The organism is Nonomuraea sp. NPDC003804, from assembly GCF_040610675.1.
Classification (GTDB): Bacteria; Actinomycetota; Actinomycetes; order Streptosporangiales; family Streptosporangiaceae; genus Nonomuraea.
The window spans coordinates 172040-194156 of record NZ_JBEXMT010000014.1 but is presented as its reverse complement, the minus strand read 5'-3'; the positions used below and the strand labels follow the sequence as shown (position 1 = coordinate 194156).

The window sequence follows — 22117 nt, the reverse complement described above, 5'->3', positions numbered from 1 at the left end:
ATGTTCTCTCCTGCTCTGGCGGTAGATGCCGGCCGATGGAGTTTGATCACGGATGGCGGTGTCTGTACGCGGCTGCCGTACACCACCTCAGTGGACGCAACCCACCATGTCCGGCCTGATTGTCATGGATGGACGGTCCCTCCAACGAACCAAGTACGGGCCGTGTGCTCCGCTGCTGGGGACAGGTTATTCAGGAAGACGACAGCGAGCCGGTTCTTAGCACGGGAGCAGGAGACATAGAAGAGGTTCTTCGTACGGGTAATCCTGTCCTTCGTTCCTGAGGGGTCGGCCAGCATCTCATCCATGCTGTACATCGTCCAAGCCTTGTCGTCGATCACGACCACAACGTCGCCGAACTCCGCGCCCTTAACTCCATGCTGCGTGGCGAGCGGCGTCTGCCCGTTCATGTAGAGGCCGTAGGCGATGGCCTGGGAGTAGGGGAGAGCGAGCACAGCGCGGACGTGCTCCGCCTTGCGCTGAGCGCGATCGTCGAGGTCCTTCTCTGTCGTGCTGCGCTCCCGTGCGTTGATCTCCACGGACTTGATCAGCAAACCTGACTCCTGAGCACGGTCGAAGACCGCGCCGATTGCCATGGTCGCGCGTGAGGCCACCATGCTCCGCAGCGCCTGCGAGATCCTGCCCTTGTCCTCATGTTTGGTGATCTTCATCTTCTTGGCGGCGAGTAGCCCGACCAGCAGCGCGTGATCCTCGGACTCGAAGGCTTCACAAAGAGCCTCAATGTCGAGAATGTGGCTTGCGAAGGGATCGGTGCCATCATGCAGGCTCTCCACCCGCTTGGCCTTTCGGTAGGCCTCGTGAAGATCGGCGTAGTCCATGTCGCGAGCGATCGCCCGGTGGGTAAGGAAAAGCCGCTTGGCGGTCTCGCGTGACCAGCCCAGCCGGTCGAGTTGGCCAAGCGCCGAGCTCAGGCGCTCGTCTTTCGGGACGGCCTGCTGCAGGAACAGGTGGACCTCCCCGGGGACAGGTAGGCCGACCGGTTTCTGCACGAGTTCGGGACGCATCGCGTTGAGGACGTCGATAATCGCCTGGGCAGACCGACGGTTCTCGTCCTTGGTGATCCGTTCGACGTCCGGATATCCCGTGACCTCGCCGGCACCTGTGCGGTAGATCTGCTGCATCGAGTCGCCGAACAGGCCGACGGCGCATCTGCGGCGGCCAGCACCCGCTAGGTGGTCGAGCAGGACTTCTACGGTCAGGGGCGAGGTGTCTTGGTACTCGTCCACGAGGATGTAGGGAAATCGGTCTGCGATGATCCGTGCCAGTTTCGGCGAGCCGGACACGAGCCGGTGAGATAGGGCCAGAACGTCGTCATGCGAGATGCGGCCCTTCGCGAGGTTGCGTCCAAGTTGGACATAGCTGATCGCAACATCGGATGTGAGCGTCTCCAGGTCATGGGGGTCGGTGGACTCGTCGTTCCTCGTGATGATGGTGGTACGCAACTGACTTTGGAATCGTTCGATCTCGGCCCAGAGAAACTCGTGGATCGTTGCGACGATGACGAGCGGGTCGGCGCCCACACGCTCGCGAATCTCATCCTTCGCCACGTTCGTGTAGGTGATGCACGCGATCTTGCCGCCGGTCCGTTCCAGGTCCGTGCGGCGGGCGGTGAGTAGATGACGCAGCGCCTGGACAAGCGTGTATGTCTTTCCCGCGCCCGCGCCCGCATCGACCAGGAAGCTGCGCCGCTCGTCCAGCGCGAGGATCACTCGTTCGGTGACGTGATCAGCCACTGCAGCCCTTCAGCGATGTATCGGGGAGTGGACCAACCGTCGAGCATGAGGATGTCGAACGCGAAGTCGGTCTTCTTCCCGTCGAGGGAACCAGCGATCGCGTAGGCGTTCTTGGTGATCTCCTCGGGAGTGATCGGGACCTGCAGGTGCTGTATGAAGGAGTGTTTGACCGTCAGATGGTCGAGCTCCTTGGCGAGGATGTCGGCGTTGGCGAGGATGAAGGCTTCTTCGAAGCTCCTCCCGCAGCGCCTTCCAGGTGCCTCGGCTACCTGGTGAGCCAACCGCACACGATCGAAGGTCCGCTGCTCGTCAGTAGCGGCGAGCAGCGCGTCTACCTGCTCCAGTCCGGGCAGCCACAGCTTGAGGGTGGCGTTCGACGTCTTGGCGCCCTTGGTTTCCGTCGGGCAGGCGGGATAGGTATTGCGTGGCTTCCCGTTCGTGTCTTCCTTGACGACCAGTGCGACGGAGTCAACATCCGTGATGACCAGTGTGCGCACACCGAGGAAGATGAGAAGCTCGCGGAAACGATGGGCGTAGGCGTCACCGACCTCGACTACGGAGACGTACTCGCGTCGGAGTTGCGGGGCACAGTTCCGGATCATGGCTGGCATCAGCAGGCGCTCCGTAGTGCCTTCGATGAGGATGACGCTGTCGGCAAAGAACATGTCGCACCGGTGCAGCACCATGTACTTGGCGAGAAAGCGGAGCGTCTCCTCAGCCGGTACCGGTTCCGTCTTATGGCGGAACTCCGCCAGATCTTTCACTTTGAGCTGTTGGCCAGTGCAGTCGAAGTAGCGGACCGCCTCGAAGTGGCCGCTGGCAACGATGTGCGATGAGTGTGTGGTCATGATGACCTGGACGCCCTCCGCATCCTGGCCTTCCAGCAGATCCCGGATCCCTCTAACGAAAGCCTCCTGCATCTGGGGATGGAGATGGGCTTCCGGTTCCTCGATGAACAAGAGGCTCACGGCCGGTTTGGGTGACGCACGCCTGTGAGCCTCCAGAAAACTGATGACCTGTAGGACAGTGAAGGCCAGCTTGCTGTACCCGAGACCGTTGTGTCCCTCGGGCAGTTGCCGACCGCCGTCGCCGCTGGCATAGGTGATGCGCGTGGTGTTCTTGACGATGGACACCGGGTCGAGTTCTGAGACGATGCGAGGCTTCTGGCCTGGGCCGAAGACTTCGTTGCCGAAGGCGTTCATCCAGGTGAGGACTGGGGCGAAGATATCGTCGTAGCTGCTATCGAGTCTTCGTGCCATCCCTACGAGAAGGCCTTCGAACTTGGCGACGTTCGTGTGCTCGTCCTCGTGATAGGTCTTGATGAACTTCTCGAAAGTCTGTGACAGGTTCCTGGTCCGGTCGGCAGAGACATCGTCAAACTTCGCCTGGGCGAAGACGAACATGGTCGAGACGATCTGCCTCGCCACCGAGCGTTCAATGCCGACGCTCACCTCTGATGCCGCGCTGGTGCCGATCGCATGGAACGTCGCGTGGAAATGCCGTTGGAAGAGCTTCGCGATCTGCTTGTCGGTGGCCCTTTCCTTGGTAGCGCTTCTGAGAAAATCCAGAGCGCTCCGCACCTCGAATCGTGCCTCGATCACGGCCTCGTGGCAGTCCTCGGAAAGATCGATGATGATCGCACTGATCGCAGAGAGATCCTCGTCCTCCTGGTAGGCGATGGTGAGCCGGAGCCGAATCTCTGGAAGCAGCTCAATCGCCCGGTCGGTCAGTGTGAAGGCCTGCTCGGGGTTGGATTCCCTTAGACGCTCGGCTTGACGGTAGTTACGCACCGCCTGGTCGATTTTCCTGACGCAGGAGGCTGGCAGATCGTCCAGCGTGAAGCGCGGACGGTCATTACCGAAGAACCTCGCGAAGAGGTCGACGAACGAGGTCTTTCCACTGTTGTTCCTTCCGACGATCAGCGTGGTCTGGTCGTCGATATGCACCTTCACGCTTTGGAGCGCACGGAAGTTCGTGACTTCCGCAAAGTTGAGTCGCATGCGTGTCCTGTGAGTTTCCTGCCCAGCCGTCACTGTCCGTGTGCGGTCATACCCAAGAGAAGTATGCGGTGAAGTAGGGACACGAGGGGTAAGAATCTCGGAAGTGACCTCCGGGGCTGGCGATTCGGCGAGGATGTCCACTTGGATGTCCACGTACTGCTGGGCTGTTCTCGGACAGGGGCACGTCCCGTCCGCAGCGCACGTACTGATCAAGAAATGCAGGCGTGGCGTAACGCGATGCCTTTCCTGGCACTGTTCACCCTGGCGACAGGGGTGAGGTACCCCGATAGAAGCGGGGTACCTCACCCTTCGAAGCTGTCACCTGGACAAACGGTCACTATCAGGTACCTGCCCTCAGGACAAGCCCACATCTCTTGATCAGTACGGATACACAGTGACCCTCCCGGACTGACCGGGAGATCCTCTGATCTGGAACTGCCTTGGGGAATCGAATCCCAGACCCCTTCATTGCGAGTGAGAACACGATCGTCCAGGCCCGTCCAAGCGAGGCGGCGATGCCTGCTCAAGGCCACTTCAGGGTCGAAGCAGTGTCCAAGATCATGCAGGTCTCTTGTTAGCGCTTCCGTTAGCAAGAGCCAAACCTCAGCCTTCATGCTCGGTGGCAAGCCGACCCGGAGCGCAGGACCGCCAGGCCCGAGCACCGGAAGCGGTGCGGCAGCACATCCATGGACACGCATGTGCAGCGCCGATCTACGCAGTGTCATCACTGACTCTGCAGTCGATACCAGAGACACGCGTCCAACCTGGCGCGATAGGCATGGACGACGGCAACTGCGCGGGCGTCGACGTAGTGGCCCTCCGGGCTGGCGCCCAGCACGACAGGGAACAGGTTTTCGACTTTTCTCGTCTACCAGGCGCAGGTGTGAACTTCTATGGAATATGATTCATTCCATGACCCTGGACAATGATCCGGAACCCGTCTTCGAGCGCATGGACACGCTCTGCGGCGAAGTGTTTCACGCGCTCAGCAGGGGCCTGCAGGTCGCGGACTACATTCACTCCGTGGCTGGATGGAACCCGGCCGCCGACACTCACCTCCACCGTCATCTCACGCGTCGCGAGGCGATGGAGGACCTCAAGCAGCTCAACCCCGAGTTGGAGGATGACGACGACCTCGGCCTCCCCATGAGCGGTCTCCTCTTCAACCTCCCCGTGGACACCGTACGGGTGTGGCACACCATCGATGCCAAGATCCCCGCGCCCCGCACAGAGAAGAAGCGGCGCTTCATCCAGCAGGAATCGGTCATGAAGGTGTCCCTTTTCGACGATGAGGCTCTCGGGCTGTTCGAGACGTCGCCCCGCCCCCATCGCAACAACATGATCATCCAGTGGACGGCGGACGGGCTGACGATCACCCGGTTCGATCTGGTGCGTCCCGTCGACGTCCAGGGAGGGTGTGTTGTCATCGACTGGCGCCTCCCTCTCCTTGATCACTATGCGCCTGTGCAGGACGTTCGCTATCGTCGCCGCGACGGCGAGGAAGGTACGGGGGAGGAAGAAGTCCAGTGATCTATGGAACTCGGCTAGCTCAGGCGCGCGAGTTCTCCGCACTCACCCAGAGGGCGCTGGCTGACCACATCGGGGTCAGCCAAAGCGCCTTGTCGAAGGCGCAGAACGATCAAGTTGAGCTCCCGACCGACGCCTTGGCCGAGTTCGCCAACGAAACCGGTTTCCCGGTCGAGTTCTTCACTCAACCCCCCAGGGTCATTTTCGGCACTACGCCCACGCACTTCCGGGCCCGAGCAGGGATGAGCGCCAAGGAGTCCAATCAAGCTCAGCGCGCCGGCGAGATCGTCGTAGAGGCTGCCCTCATAATGCTAGATAAGCTGGAAGGCCCAGAGCTGACTTTCCACCCTCTTCCACTAGGCACATCACCGGCCGAGGCTGCGGAATACGCTCGGCATGAATTGGGACTGTCCCCGCATGAGCCGGCAACCGGCCTACCGGTACTATTGGAACATGCTGGCCTATTGGTAGTGGCTCTGCCACTACCAAACATACGTCGCGACGCCTTCTCTGTATGGCTCGAAGAGACTCATCGCCCAGTCTTGGCTCTGCTCGAAACCGATGCGGGTGATCGTCAACTTTGGTCCACTGCTCACGAACTTGGACATCTCTTGCTTCACCGAGGAGTAGGGGCAAGTCGGGAGTTGGAGTCCGAGGCAGATGCGTTTGCTAGGCATTTCCTTATACCCGAAGCGGCACTGAATAGGGAAATGCCTACTTACCCAACAATGCAACACTTTGCAATGCTGAAACGCCGATGGGGTGTCTCAATTGCAGCGCTAATCCGAGCTGCCAAGCGCATGGAGCGTATAGACGAAGATCGCTACACGAGCTTGTTCCGCCAGATGAGCGCACGTGGGGAGCGGCTACGAGAACGCATCTCGATCAAGCCCACAAAACCTCGGGGATTTCGTTCGATGGCAGAGACACTTTTTGGCCCTAACCCCTCCTCAGGTTTGGCAGCCATGACTAACTGGACTCCAGCATTTGCTGAAGACGTCCTCAGTAGACACGCAACAGGCTCTGAGCTGCCGAGCCGACGCGTCACGAACGTAGTTAGCATCAATAGCCTGCGAGCTAGGCGTTTCTAAGCAAGCGTCGCGTGAAGCCGATCTGGCCTAACGCCTAGGTTGCGTCGGAACGCTTCAGCGCGTGGGCGGTGCTGGCCGCGACCGGCCGAAGAGCCGCAGCGCGGCCAGCTACCGACCGACGCGCTCCGACCGCCGCAGGCGGGCGGCCTTGAAGCCGTGGAGAAAGTTCTCATCCATGGTGGGTGTCCTGCCTGTCCTGTCCCCGGGACATGCTTGACACATCAGTCCCAGGACATGTTTGACGGGTGCCGTTGTCGGCCGATCTTTCATGCGTCGTTTGCGGGCGTCGCGCGTCAGGAGGCCGGGATTGGCCCTGATGGATATGTCCGGTGTCGAGCAGCGGTATCGGGCGGTTCTGGCCGTGCTGGCCGGTGGGTCGGTGACTCAGGTCGCCGGCGATGTCGGGGGCCCGACAGACATTGTCTCGTTATCGGGTCGCCGGGCTGGCCGGGTTGATGGATCGCTCGCGGCGCCCTTTGTCGTCCCCGTCGCAGATGAGCGCGGAGGTGGAGACGTTGGTGTGTGAGTTGCGTCGGTACGGCGCGCTGAGGTGGCGTGCTGCTCCACGGCCATCAGATCGCGACCAAGATCGGTACGTGGCTGGTACGTGATCATGGGCATTCGCTTGCCGTCGGCCGCATCCGATGGCACACCCCAGAAACGCAAAAGACCTGCATCTCTGCAGGTCAGTGCATGTATCACTAGCTAGATCGAGTGTGCCCCCTGCAGGATTCGAACCTGCGCACCCGGCTCCGGAGGCCGGTGCTCTATCCCCTGAGCTAAGGGGGCTCGACGACTGACAACGTTACCAGCATTCACCCACCACTCTGCACCACGATGAAGCTCCGAGCACACATCCAACGAAAACCGCACGGGCGGGCCTCGCGACGGGTTACCTTGGCGGCCGTGGGCGATGATCTGGGCAGGGTGCTTGTAGTTGATGATGACGAGGTCATCAGGCAGCTCATCGCGGTCAATCTCACCTTGGAGGGTTTCGAGGTGGTGACCGCGACGGACGGCCAGGACTGCCTCGATCAAGTCTTGGACGTGATGCCCGATGTCATCACGCTCGACGTGATGATGCCCCGGCTGGACGGCTGGGAGACGGCGTCGCGGTTGCGCACCGACGAGGGCACCGCCCACATCAAGGTGGTGCTCATCACCGCAAGAGCCCAGGAGTCGGACCGGCGGCGCGGGCTGGGGATCGGGGTCGACGCCTACCTCACCAAGCCGTTCGATCCGGCCGAGCTGATCCAGGTGGTCAGGGAGCTGGCGGACAGGGCCAAGGCTTAGGGCGGATCTCGCCGTGGGCGGTGGCCGTCCAGGTGTCGGGTGGAGGTGCACCGGCAGACTCGGCCGGAGGCGCTCCGGTGCCGAGCGGAGGCTCTCCGACCTTCCTCGGCAGGCGACAGCCCTCCTGCGGTAGAGCCATCCTCGGGAGGCGACGACCCCTCCCGCGGCAGAACCCTCCCGCGGTAGGCGATAACGCCTGCGAGCGATGGCGGCCACCGCCGGACCGCCAGGGCGGGCTCTCCCCTGCACCGGCAGGCCGGTCTGCGGCCGTTCAGGGGCTCGTGGAGCGGCCTACGGCGGCGGATCCGGGCTGGGTGGGCCATGGCGGGCCCGCTTCAGTCGCCATGGGGCCTGGATGGGGGCCCGGTGGAGGCCTGCCGGGCCGCCTGATGCGGTCGGCTCTCCTACGGGCGCTTCGGTGCCCGGATTGGTCGGCGCCTGCGGCTGCAGGCCTGGAACATACGCCAGGCGAAAGCGCGCTGGCAGCGGGCCTGGAACACGCGCCACGTGAAGGCGCGCCGCCTACGACAGCAGGCCGTGTTTGCGGGCGATGGCCGCCGCCTCGGTGCGGGTGGAGGCGTCGAGTTTGCCCAGGATGTTGGAGACGTGGACGCTCACCGTCTTCTGCGCGATGAACAGCCGCTCGCCGATCTCCCTGTTGCCCAGCCCTTCGGCGACCAGCGACAGCACCTCCGCCTCGCGCGCTGTGAGCGTTCCTGAGGGCCCGGAGCCGGTGAACCTGGCCCGGCGGCCGAACTCGTCGAGCGCGGCGGCGAGCGGCGCCGCCCCGAGCTTCGCGGCCGTCTCCCGGGCGAGGGTCCACTCTTCCTGCGCGGCGGTACGGTCGCCGGTGGCCAGGAGCGCCTCGGCGAGCCTCCGGCGGGAGCGGGCCACCTCGTAGGCGAAGCCGTAGGAGAACGCCTCGACGACTTCGCGCCACTGGCCGGGGTCGGAGCGGCCGTGGACGCGCGCCCATTCGGCCTCGGCGCGCAGCCGCCAGGCTCGGCCTTCGAGGCCCATCTCGCCGCGCTCGCCGTCGGGCCCGTTGGAGGCGGCGTGGCGGGCGCGGGCGATCAGCTCGTCCGCGCCGTCGGTACGGCCGAGCTCGCTCAGCGCCGCCAGGCCGGTGCTCACGATGCGGAGGGTGCCGGGGTCGCTCGGGCTGAGGATGTCGAGGACCGCCTCGACGTGGTCGAGGGCGGCGGCCGGGTCGCCGTTCCACAGGGCGTGCTCGGCGGCCAGGCCGCGGGACATGTAGGCGACGAGGTCGTCGCTCCAGAACGGCTGCAGCCAGGTGAGGCGCTCGGCGACGTTCGGCAGCCCGCGGGCGACCTCGATGAACAGCGCGAACGACGACAGGGTGGACTCGGGGACGGTGCCGGCCCGGGTGGGGAAGCGGGCGGCGACGGCCTCGGCGGCGTCCCATTCGCCCGCGACGTAGTGGATGAGGAAGCGGAGGAAGCGCAGGTCGGTGCCGTAGGTGCTCCAGGACAGCCCGGTCTCGCTGGCCACGGCGATGCCGCGCTCGGCGACTTCGGCGGCCTCGTCGAGACGCCCGAGGTCGTAGTGGAGGCGTGCGAGGTTGAACAGGGCGCGCAGGTCGATGGCGAGGTTGCCGGAGGTGCGGGCGGCAGCCGTACCGAAGAGGCGCTCGGCGTGGGCCCAGTCGCCGCGCAGCGCGGCGGCAGCGGCGAGGGTGACCAGGGCGCTGGCCTCCGCGTCGGTGGCGCCGGCCGAGCGGGCGGTGGCCAGGGCACGCTCGGCCAGCTCCTCGACCTCGCCGTGTCGGTCGGTCCAGGACAGGCAGCGGGCGAGGGTGGCCAGGGCACGGGCCAGGACTGCGGGCTCGGTGGCGGTGGCGACGGCGGACTCGGCGACGGCGACGGCCTCCTCGCTCTGGTCCATCTCCCACAGGTAGGTGGCCAGGCGTTCCTGGACGTCGGGGCCGGTCGGGACGGCGCGCAGGCGGGCGATGGCGCCGTGGTTGTCGCCGCTGTCGGCGGCGGTGATGGCGCTGCGCATGGCCAGGGCACGCCGGGGCTCGCCCGCGCGCCGTTCGGCGTCGGGGACGCGGTCCCACAGTTCGAGGACCTGGTCGTAGTGGCGGTGGGCCTCGGCGGGGGCGCCGAGGCGCTCGGCGATGCGGCCTGCCTCGGCGGAGGCGGTCAGGGCGCCGACCAGGTCGTGGCCGGCGAGGTGGTGGTGGGCGAGTTCGGCGGGCGAGGTGAGCCGCGCGGCGAAGGCGGTGTGGAGGCGGGTGCGCTCGCCCGGCAGCAGGTCGGTGTAGACGGCCTCCTGCAGGAGCGCGTGGCGGAAGGCGTAGCCGTAGCCGTCGACGCGGAGCAGACCACGGGAGACGATCTCGCGCACGGCCTCCTCGAACTCGCCGACCGGCAGGCCGGAGATCTCGCGCAGCAGCGTGTCCTCGACGCGGCGGCCGGCGACGGCGGCGGCGCGCAGGACCCGCTGGCCGGGCTCGGACAGCACCTCGACGCGGGTCAGCAGGAGGCTGGCGAGGCTGTCGGGCAGCGCCTCGCCCTCGGCCATGGCGGCGAACAGCTCCTCGGCGTAGAAGGGGTTGCCGTCGGCGCGGGCGACGATCTCGCCGAGGCCGCGGGCGCCCACCTCGCCCAGGGTGGTCACGTAGTCGGACATCTCGCCGGCGCCGAGCGGACCCAGCTCGATGGCGGTCACCGAGGGCAGGCGCTTGAGCTCGGCGAGCACGGGGCGCAGCGGGTGGCGGCGGTGCAGGTCGTCGGTGCGGTAGGTGCCGACGACGCAGACGCGCTCCGACTGCAGCATGCGGCTGAGGAAGACCAGCAGGTCGCGGGTGGAGCGGTCGGCCCAGTGAAGGTCCTCGATCACGAAGAGGACGGGCTGGATGTCGGACAGCGTGCCGAGCAGCGAGCCGAACAGCCGCTGCTGGGTCAGCCCCGAGGAGGACGCGGCGGCGCCGCGGTCGTCGAGCAGTTGGCCGAGGATGGGCCGGGCGGCGACGGCGGCGGCGAGCGCGGGCTCGCGCAGCGCGTCGGCCAGCGGCAGGTACGGCAGGGCGTCGCCGAGCTCGGCGCACTGGCCGACCATGACCTGGACGCCCCGACGGCGCGCCTCGCCGACCAGCTCGGTGGCCAGGCGGCTCTTGCCGATGCCCGCGTCGCCGCCGACCAGGGCCACGCCCGCCCGGCCCGTCACGGCGTTGTCGAGCACGCGAACGAGCCCGCCCAGCTCGGCGGAGCGCCCGACCATCAGCCCGTTCATCCGGCCACTATGCCATGACCGGCGGACATTCCCATTGGACCCATGGAAACACCGGTCATTGGACCACATCCATGGACCACGTCCGGCGTAGCGTCAGCGCATGCTTCTCTTTCTCGCCGCCTCGCTCACCCTGGTCCTCATCCCCGGGCCGAACCACCTCTACATCGCCGCCAGGGGGCTGTCTCAGGGCAGGTCGGCGGCGCTGGCCAGCGCGTTCGGGGTGGAGACCGGCACGCTCGTGCACATCGCGGCCGCGGCCGCCGGCCTGTCCTACCTGATCGCGCAGTCGGCGACGTGGTTCGCGGTGGTGAAGTGGGCGGGTGTGGCGTACCTGGTGTATCTGGGGGTGCGGACGCTGACCGGCAAGGAGGAGCTGACCACCCGTACGGCGGAGCCGCAGCCGTTGCGGGCGGTGTTCCTTGAGGGCGTGCTGGTGAACGTGCTGAACCCCAAGGTCATCCTGTTCTTCCTGGCGCTGCTGCCGCAGTTCGTCGACCCTGCGGCCGGGTCCCCTGCGATGCAGATCGTGCTGTACGGCGGGACGTTGCTGCTGCTGGGGCTGCTGTCGGACATCGTGTACGCGTTCATGGCGGGGGCGTTGAGCGATCGGCTGGCCAAGCGGGCCACGGCACTGCGGTACGTCAGCGGGCTGGTCTACATCGGCCTGGGCATCGCGACCGCGTTCACGGGCCGCCGCACCGCATGAACCGCAGCCGCGCCGCCTGAAGCGCGACCGCAACGCCTGAACCGCCGCCGCACCGCATGAACCGCGGTCGCAACGCCTGAAGCGCCGCCGCACCGCCTGAACCCGGCTTTCACCCGCACAACGCAACGGTGCGTTGCTACGATCGCCCGTATGGCACCGCGCAAGCAGCAGGAGATCTTCGAGGCCACCCTCACCCTGCTGGCCGAGCGCGGCTACGAGGACCTGACCATCGAAGGCGTCGCCGAGCGGTCGGGCGTCAACAAGACGACCATCTATCGCTGGTGGCCGTCCAAGCCCGCCCTGCTGGCCGCCGCCCTGGTCGAGGCCGACACGCTCGCCCTCGACCAGCCCGACACCGGCACGCTGCGCGGCGATCTCGAAGCCCTGGTCGACGGCATGATCGCGTTGATCACGCGCCCGCCGTCGAGCGACATCGCGGTGGCCGCGCTCGGCGCCGCCGTACATCATCCGGAGCTGAACGCGCGGGGGTTCTTCGCCGACCGGTTCGCCCGCGAGCGGGAGGTCTTCGAACGGGCCATGGCGCGGGGTGAGCTCAAGGACGACACCGATCCGATGCTGCTCGTCGACCTGCTGGCGGGCGCGGTGTGGGTGCGGGCGGTGTTCAGGGGGTTGCCGCTGGAGGCCGGGTTCGCGCGGCGGGCCGTGTCGGCGGTGCTCGACGGGGTGACACCACGGCAGTAGCCGCCCACAAGGGAGCCGCAGTGATCCGACGCCTGCTCGCCGCCTGTCTCGTCACGGCGCTGACCGCCGTCGGCTGCGCCACGGGCCCGGCGAAACCTCCGAGCGGCGCGGGCCCGGCGGCACCCCCGAGCGCCGCGACCCCGGCGGCACCGAGTGGCTCGACTCCGGCGATGCCGCCGACCGGCGTCACTGCGGCGACGCCGTCGAGCGGCGCAGGTCCCGGGAGGCCGACCGTGCCCGTCATCGTGTCGGAGCGGCGGGACGGCCGCCTGGTCACCCTGGTCGTCGACTCCCCCGCCGTCGGGCGGGAGGCGGAGGTCCAGATCCTGCTCCCCTCCGCCTGGCGTCCGGGCACCCGCTGGCCCGTCCTCTACCTGCTCGACGGCTGCTGCAGGGAAGCGGGCAGCGCGTGGGTGACCAGCGGCAGGGCCGACCAGGTGACCGAGGACGCCGGCGTGATCGTGGTCATGCCGGAGGCGGGCTTCGCCGGCTTCTACAGCGACTGGCTGGACGGCCCCCAGTGGGAGACCTTCCACCTCACCGAGGTCCGCGAGCTGGTGGAGCGGCGCTATGGCGGCACCGGCAGGCGGGCCGTCGCGGGCCTGTCGATGGGCGGGTTCGGCGCGCTGTCCTACGCGGCGCGGCATCCCGGCATGTTCAGGGCGGCGGCCTCCTTCTCCGGCCTGCTCGACGTCAGCCGGCAGGACGTCGACCACCTCACCTCCCTGTCCGGCGACGACCCCGGCAAGCTGTGGGGTACCGACCTCGCCGCGCACAACCCGACCGCGCTCGCGGGCAGGCTGAAGGGCATCCCCGTCCATGTCTCCTGCGGGAACGGCGAGCCGGGTCCGCTCGACGGGCGGAACACGCCGAAGGACGCCGGCGAGGAGTTCGTCGAGAGGGAGAACCGCGCCTTCGTCGCCGCGGCGAGGAGGGCGGGCGTCAAGGTCACCGTGAACCTCTACGGCCCTGGCACGCACCGCTGGCCGTACTGGACGAGAGAGCTGGAGCGGGCGCTGCCGATGCTGCTGGCGAGTGTCAGGTGACGCGGGACCGTACCGGTCACGAGCGTTGACCGACGCGCGGCCCACGCTGCTCGCGAGCGTCCGTCGACAGACGCGCGGCCGATGCCGCGCGTGAGCGTCAGCCGAGCGCGGCCGGGATGCGGTCGAGCGTCGGGTACGGCACCAGCCCGTAGGCGTAGAAGTCGACGGCGGCGGCGCCCGCGGCCTTGGCGGCGCGGACCTTGGCCACGAGCCGGTCGGCGGTGTCGCTGTCGGGGTGTCCGGGCCGCAGGACGGCGCGCACCTCGCGGTCCTTGCCGACCGAGCGCAGGTAGGCGGCCACGTCGTCGGCCACCCGGGCGGCGTCGCGGGCGTAGCCGAGCACGCCGAAGGACGGCACCAGGTCGCCCAGCGCGACCAGATCGACGCCGAGCTGCCACGCGTCGTGGGCGGCCAGGCCGGGCGAGGGCAGGCCGTGCTTGTAGCCCTTGACGGCGCCCGTGGCGTCGATGAACGTCAGCTGCGACCCCTCGGCGGCGACCGCGGCGGAGACCTCGGACACCAGCGAGGTGACGGTCTCGGAGCGGGCGCGGGCGTAGTTGACGACGTCGGGCCCGGCGTAGGCGGTCAGCGCCGCCCTGGTGACCTCGCCCTGCGCGGGCGGCTCGCCGTCCAGGACCGCGCCGACGATGCGTGAGCACTCGTCGCGGGCCACCTCGGCGTTGACGCCCAGGTCGCCTGCCCTGCGCATGCAGAAGTCGCAGAAGCACAGCGCCATGAGGTAGGCGTCCATCGGCCCGAGCGGGACGAACGAGCGCTCGGCCTTGAGCGGGCGGTAGTGCAGCGACTCGGCCACCACGCTGTCGACGCCGAGCCGGGCCACGGCTCTGGCCAGCGCGACGGCGTAGAGCCTGACGTCGGGGTGGGCCGGGCACAGGTCGGTGGGGTAGCCGCGGTCGCCGAAGCAGTTGCGCACGGTCACGTCGGGGTGCTGGGCGCCGATCGTCTCGTTGCGCAGGAACACCGTCCAGCCGTGGAACTTCAGGCCGCGCGCCGTGCAGGCCGCGCGCAGCCCGTCGAGGACGTCGAGGTGGCCGGGCGCGGGAAGCAGGCGCAGCTGCCCGAACAGGTCGTCGGGCAGCGAGAAGTGCGCTCCGTCGTGGCGGAGGGTGAGCCTGGACAGCCCGTGCGGAGTGACGTCGCGGGTGCCGTGGTGCACGACGCCGACGGTCACGCCGCCGACGCCGTAGCCGCGGATCCTGTCGAGCACCTTCTCCATGCCCTCGCTGCGCAGATCCTCGGCGAAGACGTACACGGAACTGTCCACAGGCGAACCCTACGCGCTCTTGTGCGCGACGAAGTCGATCTCCACGAGGATGTCCATCAGGTCCGAGCCGACCGTGGTCCTGACCGGGTACGGCTGGGTGAAGTAGGACTTGTAGACCTCGTTGTAGGCGGCGAAGTCGCGCTTGAGGTGCTGCAGGTGGACGGTCGACTTCACCACGTCGTCGAAGCCGAGCCCGTGGGCGGCGAGGATGGCGCCGAGGTTCTTCATGACCTGGTGGGTCTGGGTCTCGATGTCGTCGCCGACGATCTCGCCGGTCTGCGGGTCGAGGGGGCCCGCGCCGGAGGTGTAGACGAAGTCGCCGACCACGAGGCCCTGCGAGTAGGCGCCGACGGGGGCCGCGCCCTCGACGGTCCTCAGTTCCTTCTTCACCGGATCTCCTTAGAAGTGGGTGGTGATCGTGCCGACGACGGTGTAGTCGTCGTCGACGAGCGGGAGCACGCGCCACTTGTCGAAGGCGGTGCAGGGATGGGAGACGCCGAAGGCGACCAGCTCGCCCACCTCGAGCGCCCCGTGGACGACGGTGTGCTGGTCCTGCATCTTCACCACGGTCAGGCCGGGCCTGCGCGCGATCGGCAGGCCCTCGTCGTAGGGCGCGTCGCGCTTGCCCATGCCGATGATCGCCAGGTCCGGTTCGGGGGTGGACAGCACGTGCGCCCAGATCTCGAAGGCGGGCCGCAGGGAGCCCTCGATCCGGTTGAAGGGCGTGCGCTCGCGGTAGTAGCCGTCGTCGTGGGTGACGTAGGCGCCGCTGCGCAGGATGATCTTCGCCTGGGTGGTGACGAGCTCGCGGCCGATCACGTCGAACCACTGGCTGCCGCCGACGCTGAGCACGGGCGCGCGGAGATGTTCGACGGCGTTCTGCAGGATCGCCAGGTACTTCCGGACGTCCTCGGCGGTCTTCAACGCCCCCTCGTAGCCGGCCACGCCCGCGAGCTCCACGCCGTCGCTCGCCCGCACGTAGGCCGCCAGGTCCAGCAGGTCGTCGAACTTCCTGCAGCCGGCGCGCCCGCCGTGGTGCCCCATCTCGACCAGCACCGCGAACGGCCGGCGGCCCGCGTGCCGGGCCAGGATGTCCACCCCGGCCCGCGAGTCGACGAAGCTCACGAACTCGAAGCCGGGGTCGCGGTCCAGCTCGGCGGCGGCCCAGGCCAGCCCGGCCGGGTCCACGACCTGGTTGGCGACCATGATCCGGGAGGCGCCGAACCCGCGCACGGCCATCGCCTGGCTCGGGGTCGCGACCGTCAGGCCCCAGGCGCCCGCGTCGAGCTGCATGCGGGCGATCTCGGGTGACATGTGGGTCTTCGCGTGGGGCGCCAACAGCATGCCGTGGTCGCGGGTGAAGGCCGCCATGGTGGCGATGTCGTGCTCGAGCGCGGTGCGCTTGACCACCATCAGCGGGAACGTGAACGCCCCGCCGAACACGGGCTGTCCCAGGACGTCCGCCCCCGACCGAAACCCCTTCATCGCACAGACCCTACCTTTCCGCCGCGGCTGCTGATCTCCAGCCCTCCCCTGTACGGCAAGCCGTCCCACGCGCCTCCGTGGTCACCGGCGCGCGCCCGCCGGAGGGACGCTCCTCGTGCGCGCGTGGCCGGGCGCCGCGACGGCGTGCCGTCACCCTGTGGGGCGCAGCGCCCGCCCCGGCGTGTGGCCGGTCAGCGCGCCGCGCGACAGCACCGGCACGCCCGAGACCAGCACTTCCGAGATCCCCGTCGCGGGGGTCCGCGGCGCCGCGTACGTCGCGAGGTCGGCCACCGTCGCCGGGTCGACCACCACCACGTCCGCCACCAGCCCCGGCCGCAGCAGCCCCCGGTCGAGCAGCCCGAAGCGGCGGGCGGGGTGCGCCGCGAGGTGCACTGCGGCCTGCTCCCACGTCCAGTCGCCCAGTTCCCTCACGTGGACGCCGAGGAAGCGGGCGAAGGCGCCCCAGCCGCGCGGGTGCGGGTGCCCGCCGACGTAGATCCCGTCGGAGCCGCCGGTGTGCGCGGGGTGGCGGAGGATCCGCCGCACCGACTCCTCGCCTGCGGGCCCCTCGTCTGGCCTGGCCACCACGCATCCCGCCTCCAGGCGGGTGTCGACCAGCAGTCGGCGGCAGAACTCCGCGGGTGTGACCCCCTTGCGGCCCGCCGCCTCCACGATGGTGAGCCCCTCGGTCCACTCCTGGCCGGGCGCGTGCGACACGGTCAGCCGCGGCCACAGGTCGTCGAGGGTCGGCCACCAGTCGGCGAGGGAGGACGGCGACTCGAGCATGTCGAGCGCCCGGTCCACCTCCGCCGCGGGCACCTGGGGCGGCAGCACGATCATCGCGAGGATGGTGCTGCCGCGCAGGTAGGGATAGGTGTCGAAGGTGAGGTCCACCTCGCGGGCGAGCGCGTCCTCCACCAGCGGCAGCAGCACGTCGGCGGGGCCGTGCAGGTGGGAGACGTGCACCGGGGCGCCCGAGGCCTTGGCGATCTCGACCACCTCGGCCATCCCGACCCCGGCGCCCGTGCCGTAGGCGCGCATGTGGGTGACGTACGGCAGCGCGCCCAGCGGCCGGCAGAGCGCGGCCAGCTCGGCGGCGGAGGCGTTGCGCCCCGGCAGGTACTCCAGGCCGCTCGACAGGCCGACCGCGCCTTCGGCCAGCCCCCGCTCCACCCGGTCGAGCATCTGGGCGAGCTGCTCGGGCGACGCCTCGGCGGGAGAGGCGCCCATGACGTCGTAGCGGATGGTGCCGTGCGGCAGCAGGTAGGCGGTGTTGAGCGCGGTCGCCCTGTCGTACCCGGCCAGCAGTTCGGCGACGCTCGCCGCGGCGTCGAGAAAGGGGTGCACCCCGTTGACGGCGGCGAAGTAGCGGGTGGCGTAGCCGACCGTCGCCGCCGAGCCCGGCGCGTAGGACAGGCCGTCCTGGCCCAGGACGAACGTCGTCACCCCCTGTCGGAGCGCCGCGAGCTGCACCTCGGCGTCGAACACCAGCGCGTCGCCGTGGGCGTGGCAGTCGACGAACCCCGGCATCACCAGGCGCCCCGTGGCGTCGATCACCTGCCCCGCCGGAGCGCCGGCGAGCCGGCCCACCGCCGTGATCCGCTCGCCGGTGATCCCGATGTCCGCCCTGAACGCCGGAGCCCCGGTGCCGTCGAGCACCCGCCCGCCACTGATGACCACGTCGAAAGTCACAGGCAGATTCAATCATTACTCTGAATTGCTGCATTTCGCGCGGCGCATTTCGCAGTGGAAACGCGGGCTGCGGGACCGCGATCTCTTTGCGAATACGCGCGCGAACGGTCAGTACCTGCCCGAGCGGGACGCGCACGCCGTGGCCGGCAGGACCGGGTGCCGGGCGAGCAGGTCGCGCGCCTCGGCTCTGGCGAGGTTCCAGCCGTTCCACGGGTCGGGCTCGGCCAGGCCGTTGACGCGGACCACGTCGGCGAGGACGCAGCTGCGCAACGGCTCGGGAAGCCTGTCCAGCGCAGGGACCGCCTCGGCGCCGAGATCGCCGACGTAGTCCTGGTCGATGCGCTCGACCCCTCTGATCTCGACCTGGGTCTCGGCCACCCGCAGGTCGGGGTTCCACACCGCGAAGGCCAGCACCCCGATCCCGGTGATCATGACGATGGTCCTGGGCAGCCACGCCGAGCGTCCGCCCGCCAGCCGTACGCCGCCGGCCACCAGCACGACCGCGAACACCGTGCCCAGCCACCAGATGGTCGCGGCGACGGAGGCGCGCAGGCGCGACAGGCCGTAGGCGTCGGTGTAGAGGTCGAGACGGTGCATCGCCGACACCAGGATGACCAGCGTGAAGGCGCACAGCACGCCGAGCAGGATGCCCAGCGCCCAGCGGTCGCCGCGCTCGGCCCGCACCACGCTGCTGGCCACCGCGACGATCGCGAGCACGAAGACGCTGACGATCATGAGCTGGAAGAAGCCCTGCCGCGCGTAGTCGGCGTAGGTCAGGCCGGTGGTGCGCAGCAGCCAGGCGTTGCTGCCGAACAGCGCGGTGACCTGGACCGCGACGAACGCGGCGAACAGCAGGTTGAGCCCGGTCAGCGGCACCACCCACAGGCTGCGGTTCAGCCGGGTCTTGAAGGACGGGCTGACGGGGTCGGCGACCGGGCGCATGGCCACCAGCACGGTGGCGGACATCAGCACGGCGAAGACCGCGAAGACGAACACGCGAAGCGGAAGCGTGCCGACCCAGTCCGGCGCGGTGAAAAGGCGGTCGAGGAAGGAGGCGAAAACCTTGTCGGCGGAGGCGAACAGCAGGCCGAAGACGGCCAGCAGCACGGCGGTGATGGCGAGCGCCGCCACCTGCGGCATGACGCGCCGCCGTACGGTCAGCGTCTTCAGCGGGCCGGCCAGGAACCAGGGGACGGGGAAGACGGCCAGCGCCACCGAGATGCCGCCCCTGATCAGCGCCAGCCAGCCGCGGCCCGCGCCGGAGACGGCGATCGCGCCGAGCCCCCCGGCGGTCGCCAGCAGCAGCGGCAGCAGCCAGTCGGCGTCCCGGACCGTGACCATGGCGACGAGCGCGAAGGAGAGCAGGCCGTAGGCGACGGTCCACGGGGTGGCCCTGCGCAGGACGGCGGGCATCGCGGCGGCGCCCAGCACCAGCGCGACCAGCGCGATGCCGAGCCCGGCCTGGGCGTCGGGCAGCGCGACGGCGGCGAACACGCCCACCCCGAAGGCGGCGGGCAGCAGCCAGCGCGGCGTGTCGGGGAGCTCGGGCCTGGGGAAGAGCGGCGGCGGCACGTACGGCGGGGCGGGCGGCCGCGGGCCCTGCGGGAACGAGGGACCGCCTGGGCCCACGGAACCGGGACCGGCGGGACCGCCGAGATTAGGGGGACCGCCGAGCCCCTCGGAACCGGGGCCCACGGGACTGCCGAGATTGCCGTGACCCGCGGGACCGCCGAGATTGGCGTGACCGCCAGGACCCCAGGGCGCAGGACCCCCGTGACCGCCAGGACCTCCGTGCCCGGGACCCTCGGAAACGCCGGGAGCGCCGGGAACGCCGGGAGCCCCCGGACGTCCAGGCGCGACGGCGGTGACTGGAGCGGTGTGGGGGGCCGACTGGGCCCTGACCGATCCGATGGCCGAGCCGACGGCCGCTCCCGCAGCGCTGACCACCAGCATGACCAGGATGCCCGCGGCGCTGCCGAAGAAGATCCCGATGAAGAAGGCCAGGAACAGGCCGATGAGGAAGCCGGTCGTCAGGCCGACCACGGTCCACAGGACAGTGCTTCCCACCCCGCCGACAGGCCTGGGCGGCGGCGCCTCTCCCGGCCACGCCACGCCGGGTCGCGCCGCCGGACCGGAAGCCACACCAGGAGCCACACCAGGAGCCGGGCCATCGGCCACGGTGGACACAGCACTCGGCACAGAGGCCGCCACAGCGACCGACGCAGCGGCCGGGACAGCCCCGACAGCCGGGACAGCGTCATGAAGCGGGCCCGCGGCGGGGTCCACAGCCGGGTCCACGGCAGAGACAGCGACCGGGACAGCGACCGGGAGAGCGGCCAGATCGGCGGCGACCGGGTCGGCGGACGAGCCAGAGTCGGCGGACGCGCCAGGGCCGGGAGCCGCGAGCCCCGGAGGAGCGGCGACCGTGTCCGGAGCGGAGGCCGGGACCGGGACCGGTCCCAGGTCCGGGGCGGGGGCGTCCGCCAAGGGCTCGGCGGGCCGTTCCTCCGCCGATGGCGCCTCGCGATCCCGCGGGCTCGGCTTCGCCCCTTCAGGGGCGATCCCCAGTCGCGCCATGTCGGGTTCCATCGTGATCCTCTCTGGAAGGTCGACGACCATGCGGCACCCCGCGCCGCCGTCGATGCGAATGGCTCCTCCGTGCAGTTCGACGATCTCCTTGACGATCGCCAGGCCGAGTCCCGATCCCCCGGCGTCGGCCGCCCGCGCCGCGTCCAGTCTGGAGAAGCGCTCGAACACCCTCGTCCTCGCCGTCTCGGGGATCCCGGGCCCGCCGTCGGCCACCATCAGCCGCACCCCCCTGCCGTGGCCGGCCGCCGACAGCGTCACCAGGCCGGCGGGAGGGCTGTGCCGTACCGCGTTGTCGAGGAGGTTGGCCAGGACCTGCGCGAGCAGGTCAGGGTCGGCGCGTACCACCAGGCCGGGCGCGCAGACGGGCCTGATCGTGACGTCGTCCCTCGCGATGGCGGCTTCGCGCGCCGCCTGGTCGAGCAGCGCCTCCAGGGCGACCGGCTCGGCCTCCAGGTGCCGCACGCCCGAGTCGAGCCGCGACAGGTCGAGCAGCTGGGCGACCAGGCGGCCCAGGCGTTCGGTCTGGGCGAGGGCGGTGCCCATGGTGACGGGGTCGGCGGCCGAGACGCCGTCGACGACGTTCTCCAGCACCGCGCGCAACGCCGTGATGGGCGTGCGCAGCTCGTGCGAGACGTTGGCGACCAGCTCGCGGCGCTGCCGGTCCACCTCGCCGAGGTCGGCCGCCATCGCGTTGAACGCCCGCGCCAGCTCGCCCACCTCGTCGCGCGAGGTGGTCCTGACACGCAGCGTGTAGCGGCCCTTCGCGATGGTCTGGGCCGCCGAGGCGAGCTGGCGCAGCGGCTTGGTCATGCCGTGCGCCATCACCTGCACCATGATCAGCGCGAGGACGCTCGCGACGGCGATCCTGACCTCGCGGGAGGCGCCCGCGTTGAGGCCGACCTCGTTGACGACGAACGCCGTGCCCACCGCCAGGACGATGACGATCCCCAGCTTCACCTTGATGCGGCCGAGGAAGTCGAGAGGTCTCATCGGCGGACCAGGGCGTAGCCGACGCCGTGCACGGTGCGCACGACGTCGGAGCCGAGCTTGCGGCGCAGCGCCCGCACGTGGCTGTCGACGGTCCTGGTGGCGGCCGCCTCGGAGAAGCCCCAGACGTCCGAGAGCAGCCGTTCGCGCTCGAAGACCTGGCCGGGACGCTCGGCCAGGCGGCGCAGCAGGTCGAACTCGGTCCGGGTGAGCTGCGCCTCTGTCCCGCGCACGAACACCCTGCGGGCCGCGGTGTCGATCTCGACCTCGCCCACCCTGATCACGGTGTCCTCGACCGCCAACTGGGCGGCCCGCTCGACCCTGCGCAGCAGCGCGTGGATCCTGGCCACCAGCTCGCGCATGCTGAACGGCTTGGCGAGGTAGTCGTCGGCGCCCACGCCGAGTCCGACGAGCACGTCGGTCTCCTCGCCGAGCGCGGTCAGCATGAGCACGGGCACCGGCCTGGCCGCCTGCATCCTGCGGCACACCTCCAGGCCGTCCAGTCCCGGCAGCAGCCGGTCCAGGATCACCAGGTCGGGTTCCGCCCTGCCGTACGCGAGGAGCGCCGCCTCGCCGTCGCCCGCGACGCGCACGTCGAAGCCTTCGGCGGCCAGCCGGTTGCGTACGGCGAGCGCGATCGTCTCGTCATCCTCGACCACGAGGATGCGTCGCTGGTCTGCCACGGACAGCAGCGTAGAAGGGACG

16 protein-coding genes and 1 tRNA gene are annotated in these 22117 nt (G+C 69.2%); 7 read left to right on the top strand and 10 right to left on the bottom strand.

Translation table 11 applies throughout. The features are described 5' to 3' along the window. Nucleotides 1–122: 122 nt before the first annotated feature. Both ABZX22_RS20900 and ABZX22_RS20895 read right to left on the bottom strand, forming a co-directional pair. A complete protein-coding gene (locus tag ABZX22_RS20900; RefSeq protein ID WP_354911396.1) occupies nucleotides 123–1751 on the bottom strand; it encodes a UvrD-helicase domain-containing protein in 1629 nt (542 codons plus the stop codon). Continuing rightward, nucleotides 1724–3751 carry an AAA family ATPase gene (locus tag ABZX22_RS20895; protein WP_354911393.1) on the bottom strand — a complete coding sequence of 676 codons (2028 nt, stop codon included), beginning with the start codon at nucleotides 3749–3751 and terminating at the stop codon, nucleotides 1724–1726. Before ABZX22_RS20895 ends, ABZX22_RS20900 begins: the two co-directional genes overlap by 28 nt. A 912-nt stretch (nucleotides 3752–4663) precedes the next feature. Here ABZX22_RS20895 and ABZX22_RS20890 point away from each other — a divergent pair. The 3 genes from ABZX22_RS20890 to ABZX22_RS20880 all read left to right on the top strand — a co-directional run bounded on the left by ABZX22_RS20890 (nucleotide 4664) and on the right by ABZX22_RS20880 (nucleotide 6980). Next, on the top strand, nucleotides 4664–5281 hold the full coding sequence (locus ABZX22_RS20890) for a hypothetical protein (protein ID WP_354911391.1): 618 nt from the start codon (nucleotides 4664–4666) through the stop codon (nucleotides 5279–5281). Between the two features lie 239 nt (nucleotides 5282–5520). Then, nucleotides 5521–6369: an ImmA/IrrE family metallo-endopeptidase gene (locus tag ABZX22_RS20885; RefSeq protein WP_354911479.1), complete on the top strand. Its 849-nt coding sequence runs from the start codon at nucleotides 5521–5523 to the stop codon at nucleotides 6367–6369. Between the two features lie 398 nt (nucleotides 6370–6767). After that, nucleotides 6768–6980: a leucine zipper domain-containing protein gene (locus ABZX22_RS20880; protein WP_354911388.1), complete on the top strand. Its 213-nt coding sequence runs from the start codon at nucleotides 6768–6770 to the stop codon at nucleotides 6978–6980. A gap of 106 nt (nucleotides 6981–7086) precedes the next feature. Here the strand turns inward: ABZX22_RS20880 and ABZX22_RS20875 are convergent. Continuing rightward, nucleotides 7087–7158: transfer RNA gene (locus ABZX22_RS20875), tRNA-Arg, on the bottom strand. 138 nt (nucleotides 7159–7296) lie between these two features. Between ABZX22_RS20875 and ABZX22_RS20870 the strand changes: the two genes are divergently transcribed. Next, nucleotides 7297–7662 carry a response regulator gene (locus tag ABZX22_RS20870; RefSeq protein ID WP_354911476.1) on the top strand — a complete coding sequence of 122 codons (366 nt, stop codon included), beginning with the start codon at nucleotides 7297–7299 and terminating at the stop codon, nucleotides 7660–7662. 522 nt (nucleotides 7663–8184) lie between these two features. Here the strand turns inward: ABZX22_RS20870 and ABZX22_RS20865 are convergent. Continuing rightward, complete coding sequence (locus ABZX22_RS20865) at nucleotides 8185–10920, bottom strand: AAA family ATPase (RefSeq protein ID WP_354911386.1); 2736 nt, start codon at nucleotides 10918–10920, stop codon at nucleotides 8185–8187. A 100-nt stretch (nucleotides 10921–11020) separates the two neighbouring features. Here ABZX22_RS20865 and ABZX22_RS20860 point away from each other — a divergent pair, with 100 nt between their 5' ends. The 3 genes from ABZX22_RS20860 to ABZX22_RS20850 all read left to right on the top strand — a co-directional run bounded on the left by ABZX22_RS20860 (nucleotide 11021) and on the right by ABZX22_RS20850 (nucleotide 13374). After that, nucleotides 11021–11626, top strand: a complete 606-nt coding sequence (locus tag ABZX22_RS20860) for a LysE family translocator (RefSeq protein WP_354911384.1) — start codon at nucleotides 11021–11023, stop codon at nucleotides 11624–11626. A 150-nt stretch (nucleotides 11627–11776) separates the two neighbouring features. Beyond that, nucleotides 11777–12328, top strand: a complete 552-nt coding sequence (locus ABZX22_RS20855; RefSeq protein WP_354911381.1) for a TetR/AcrR family transcriptional regulator — start codon at nucleotides 11777–11779, stop codon at nucleotides 12326–12328. Between the two features lie 233 nt (nucleotides 12329–12561). After that, nucleotides 12562–13374, top strand: a complete 813-nt coding sequence (locus ABZX22_RS20850) for an alpha/beta hydrolase family protein (RefSeq protein WP_354911378.1) — start codon at nucleotides 12562–12564, stop codon at nucleotides 13372–13374. A gap of 97 nt (nucleotides 13375–13471) precedes the next feature. On the opposite strand, the gene ABZX22_RS20845 is transcribed toward ABZX22_RS20850, so the two are convergent. The 6 genes from ABZX22_RS20845 to ABZX22_RS20820 form a co-directional block, all read right to left on the bottom strand. Then, a complete protein-coding gene (locus ABZX22_RS20845) occupies nucleotides 13472–14659 on the bottom strand; it encodes a hypothetical protein (RefSeq protein ID WP_354911376.1) in 1188 nt (395 codons plus the stop codon). Nucleotides 14660–14668: 9 nt separating this feature from the next. After that, on the bottom strand, nucleotides 14669–15049 hold the full coding sequence (locus ABZX22_RS20840) for a Rid family detoxifying hydrolase (protein ID WP_354911373.1): 381 nt from the start codon (nucleotides 15047–15049) through the stop codon (nucleotides 14669–14671). A gap of 9 nt (nucleotides 15050–15058) precedes the next feature. Then, nucleotides 15059–16144, bottom strand: a complete 1086-nt coding sequence (locus ABZX22_RS20835; protein WP_354911370.1) for an alanine racemase — start codon at nucleotides 16142–16144, stop codon at nucleotides 15059–15061. Between the two features lie 150 nt (nucleotides 16145–16294). Then, nucleotides 16295–17836, bottom strand: coding sequence for an amidohydrolase family protein (locus ABZX22_RS20830; protein WP_354911368.1), 1542 nt, complete (start codon nucleotides 17834–17836; stop codon nucleotides 16295–16297). 108 nt (nucleotides 17837–17944) lie between these two features. Next, complete coding sequence (locus tag ABZX22_RS20825) at nucleotides 17945–21415, bottom strand: DUF4153 domain-containing protein (protein ID WP_354911365.1); 3471 nt, start codon at nucleotides 21413–21415, stop codon at nucleotides 17945–17947. Beyond that, nucleotides 21412–22104: a response regulator transcription factor gene (locus ABZX22_RS20820; RefSeq protein WP_354911473.1), complete on the bottom strand. Its 693-nt coding sequence runs from the start codon at nucleotides 22102–22104 to the stop codon at nucleotides 21412–21414. The genes ABZX22_RS20825 and ABZX22_RS20820 overlap by 4 nt, the downstream gene beginning before the upstream one ends. Nucleotides 22105–22117 lie beyond the last annotated feature (13 nt).

Coding starts and splice junctions, on each gene's coding strand:
- ABZX22_RS20895 (WP_354911393.1), bottom strand. CDS start 3,751: ATGCGACTCAACTTTGCGGAAGTCACGAACTTCCGTGCGCTCCAAAGC.
- ABZX22_RS20890 (WP_354911391.1), top strand. CDS start 4,664: ATGACCCTGGACAATGATCCGGAACCCGTCTTCGAGCGCATGGACACG.
- ABZX22_RS20885 (WP_354911479.1), top strand. CDS start 5,521: ATGAGCGCCAAGGAGTCCAATCAAGCTCAGCGCGCCGGCGAGATCGTC.
- ABZX22_RS20880 (WP_354911388.1), top strand. CDS start 6,768: ATGTCGGGGGCCCGACAGACATTGTCTCGTTATCGGGTCGCCGGGCTG.
- ABZX22_RS20865 (WP_354911386.1), bottom strand. CDS start 10,920: ATGAACGGGCTGATGGTCGGGCGCTCCGCCGAGCTGGGCGGGCTCGTT.
- ABZX22_RS20860 (WP_354911384.1), top strand. CDS start 11,021: ATGCTTCTCTTTCTCGCCGCCTCGCTCACCCTGGTCCTCATCCCCGGG.
- ABZX22_RS20855 (WP_354911381.1), top strand. CDS start 11,777: ATGGCACCGCGCAAGCAGCAGGAGATCTTCGAGGCCACCCTCACCCTG.
- ABZX22_RS20835 (WP_354911370.1), bottom strand. CDS start 16,144: ATGAAGGGGTTTCGGTCGGGGGCGGACGTCCTGGGACAGCCCGTGTTC.
- ABZX22_RS20825 (WP_354911365.1), bottom strand. CDS start 21,415: ATGAGACCTCTCGACTTCCTCGGCCGCATCAAGGTGAAGCTGGGGATC.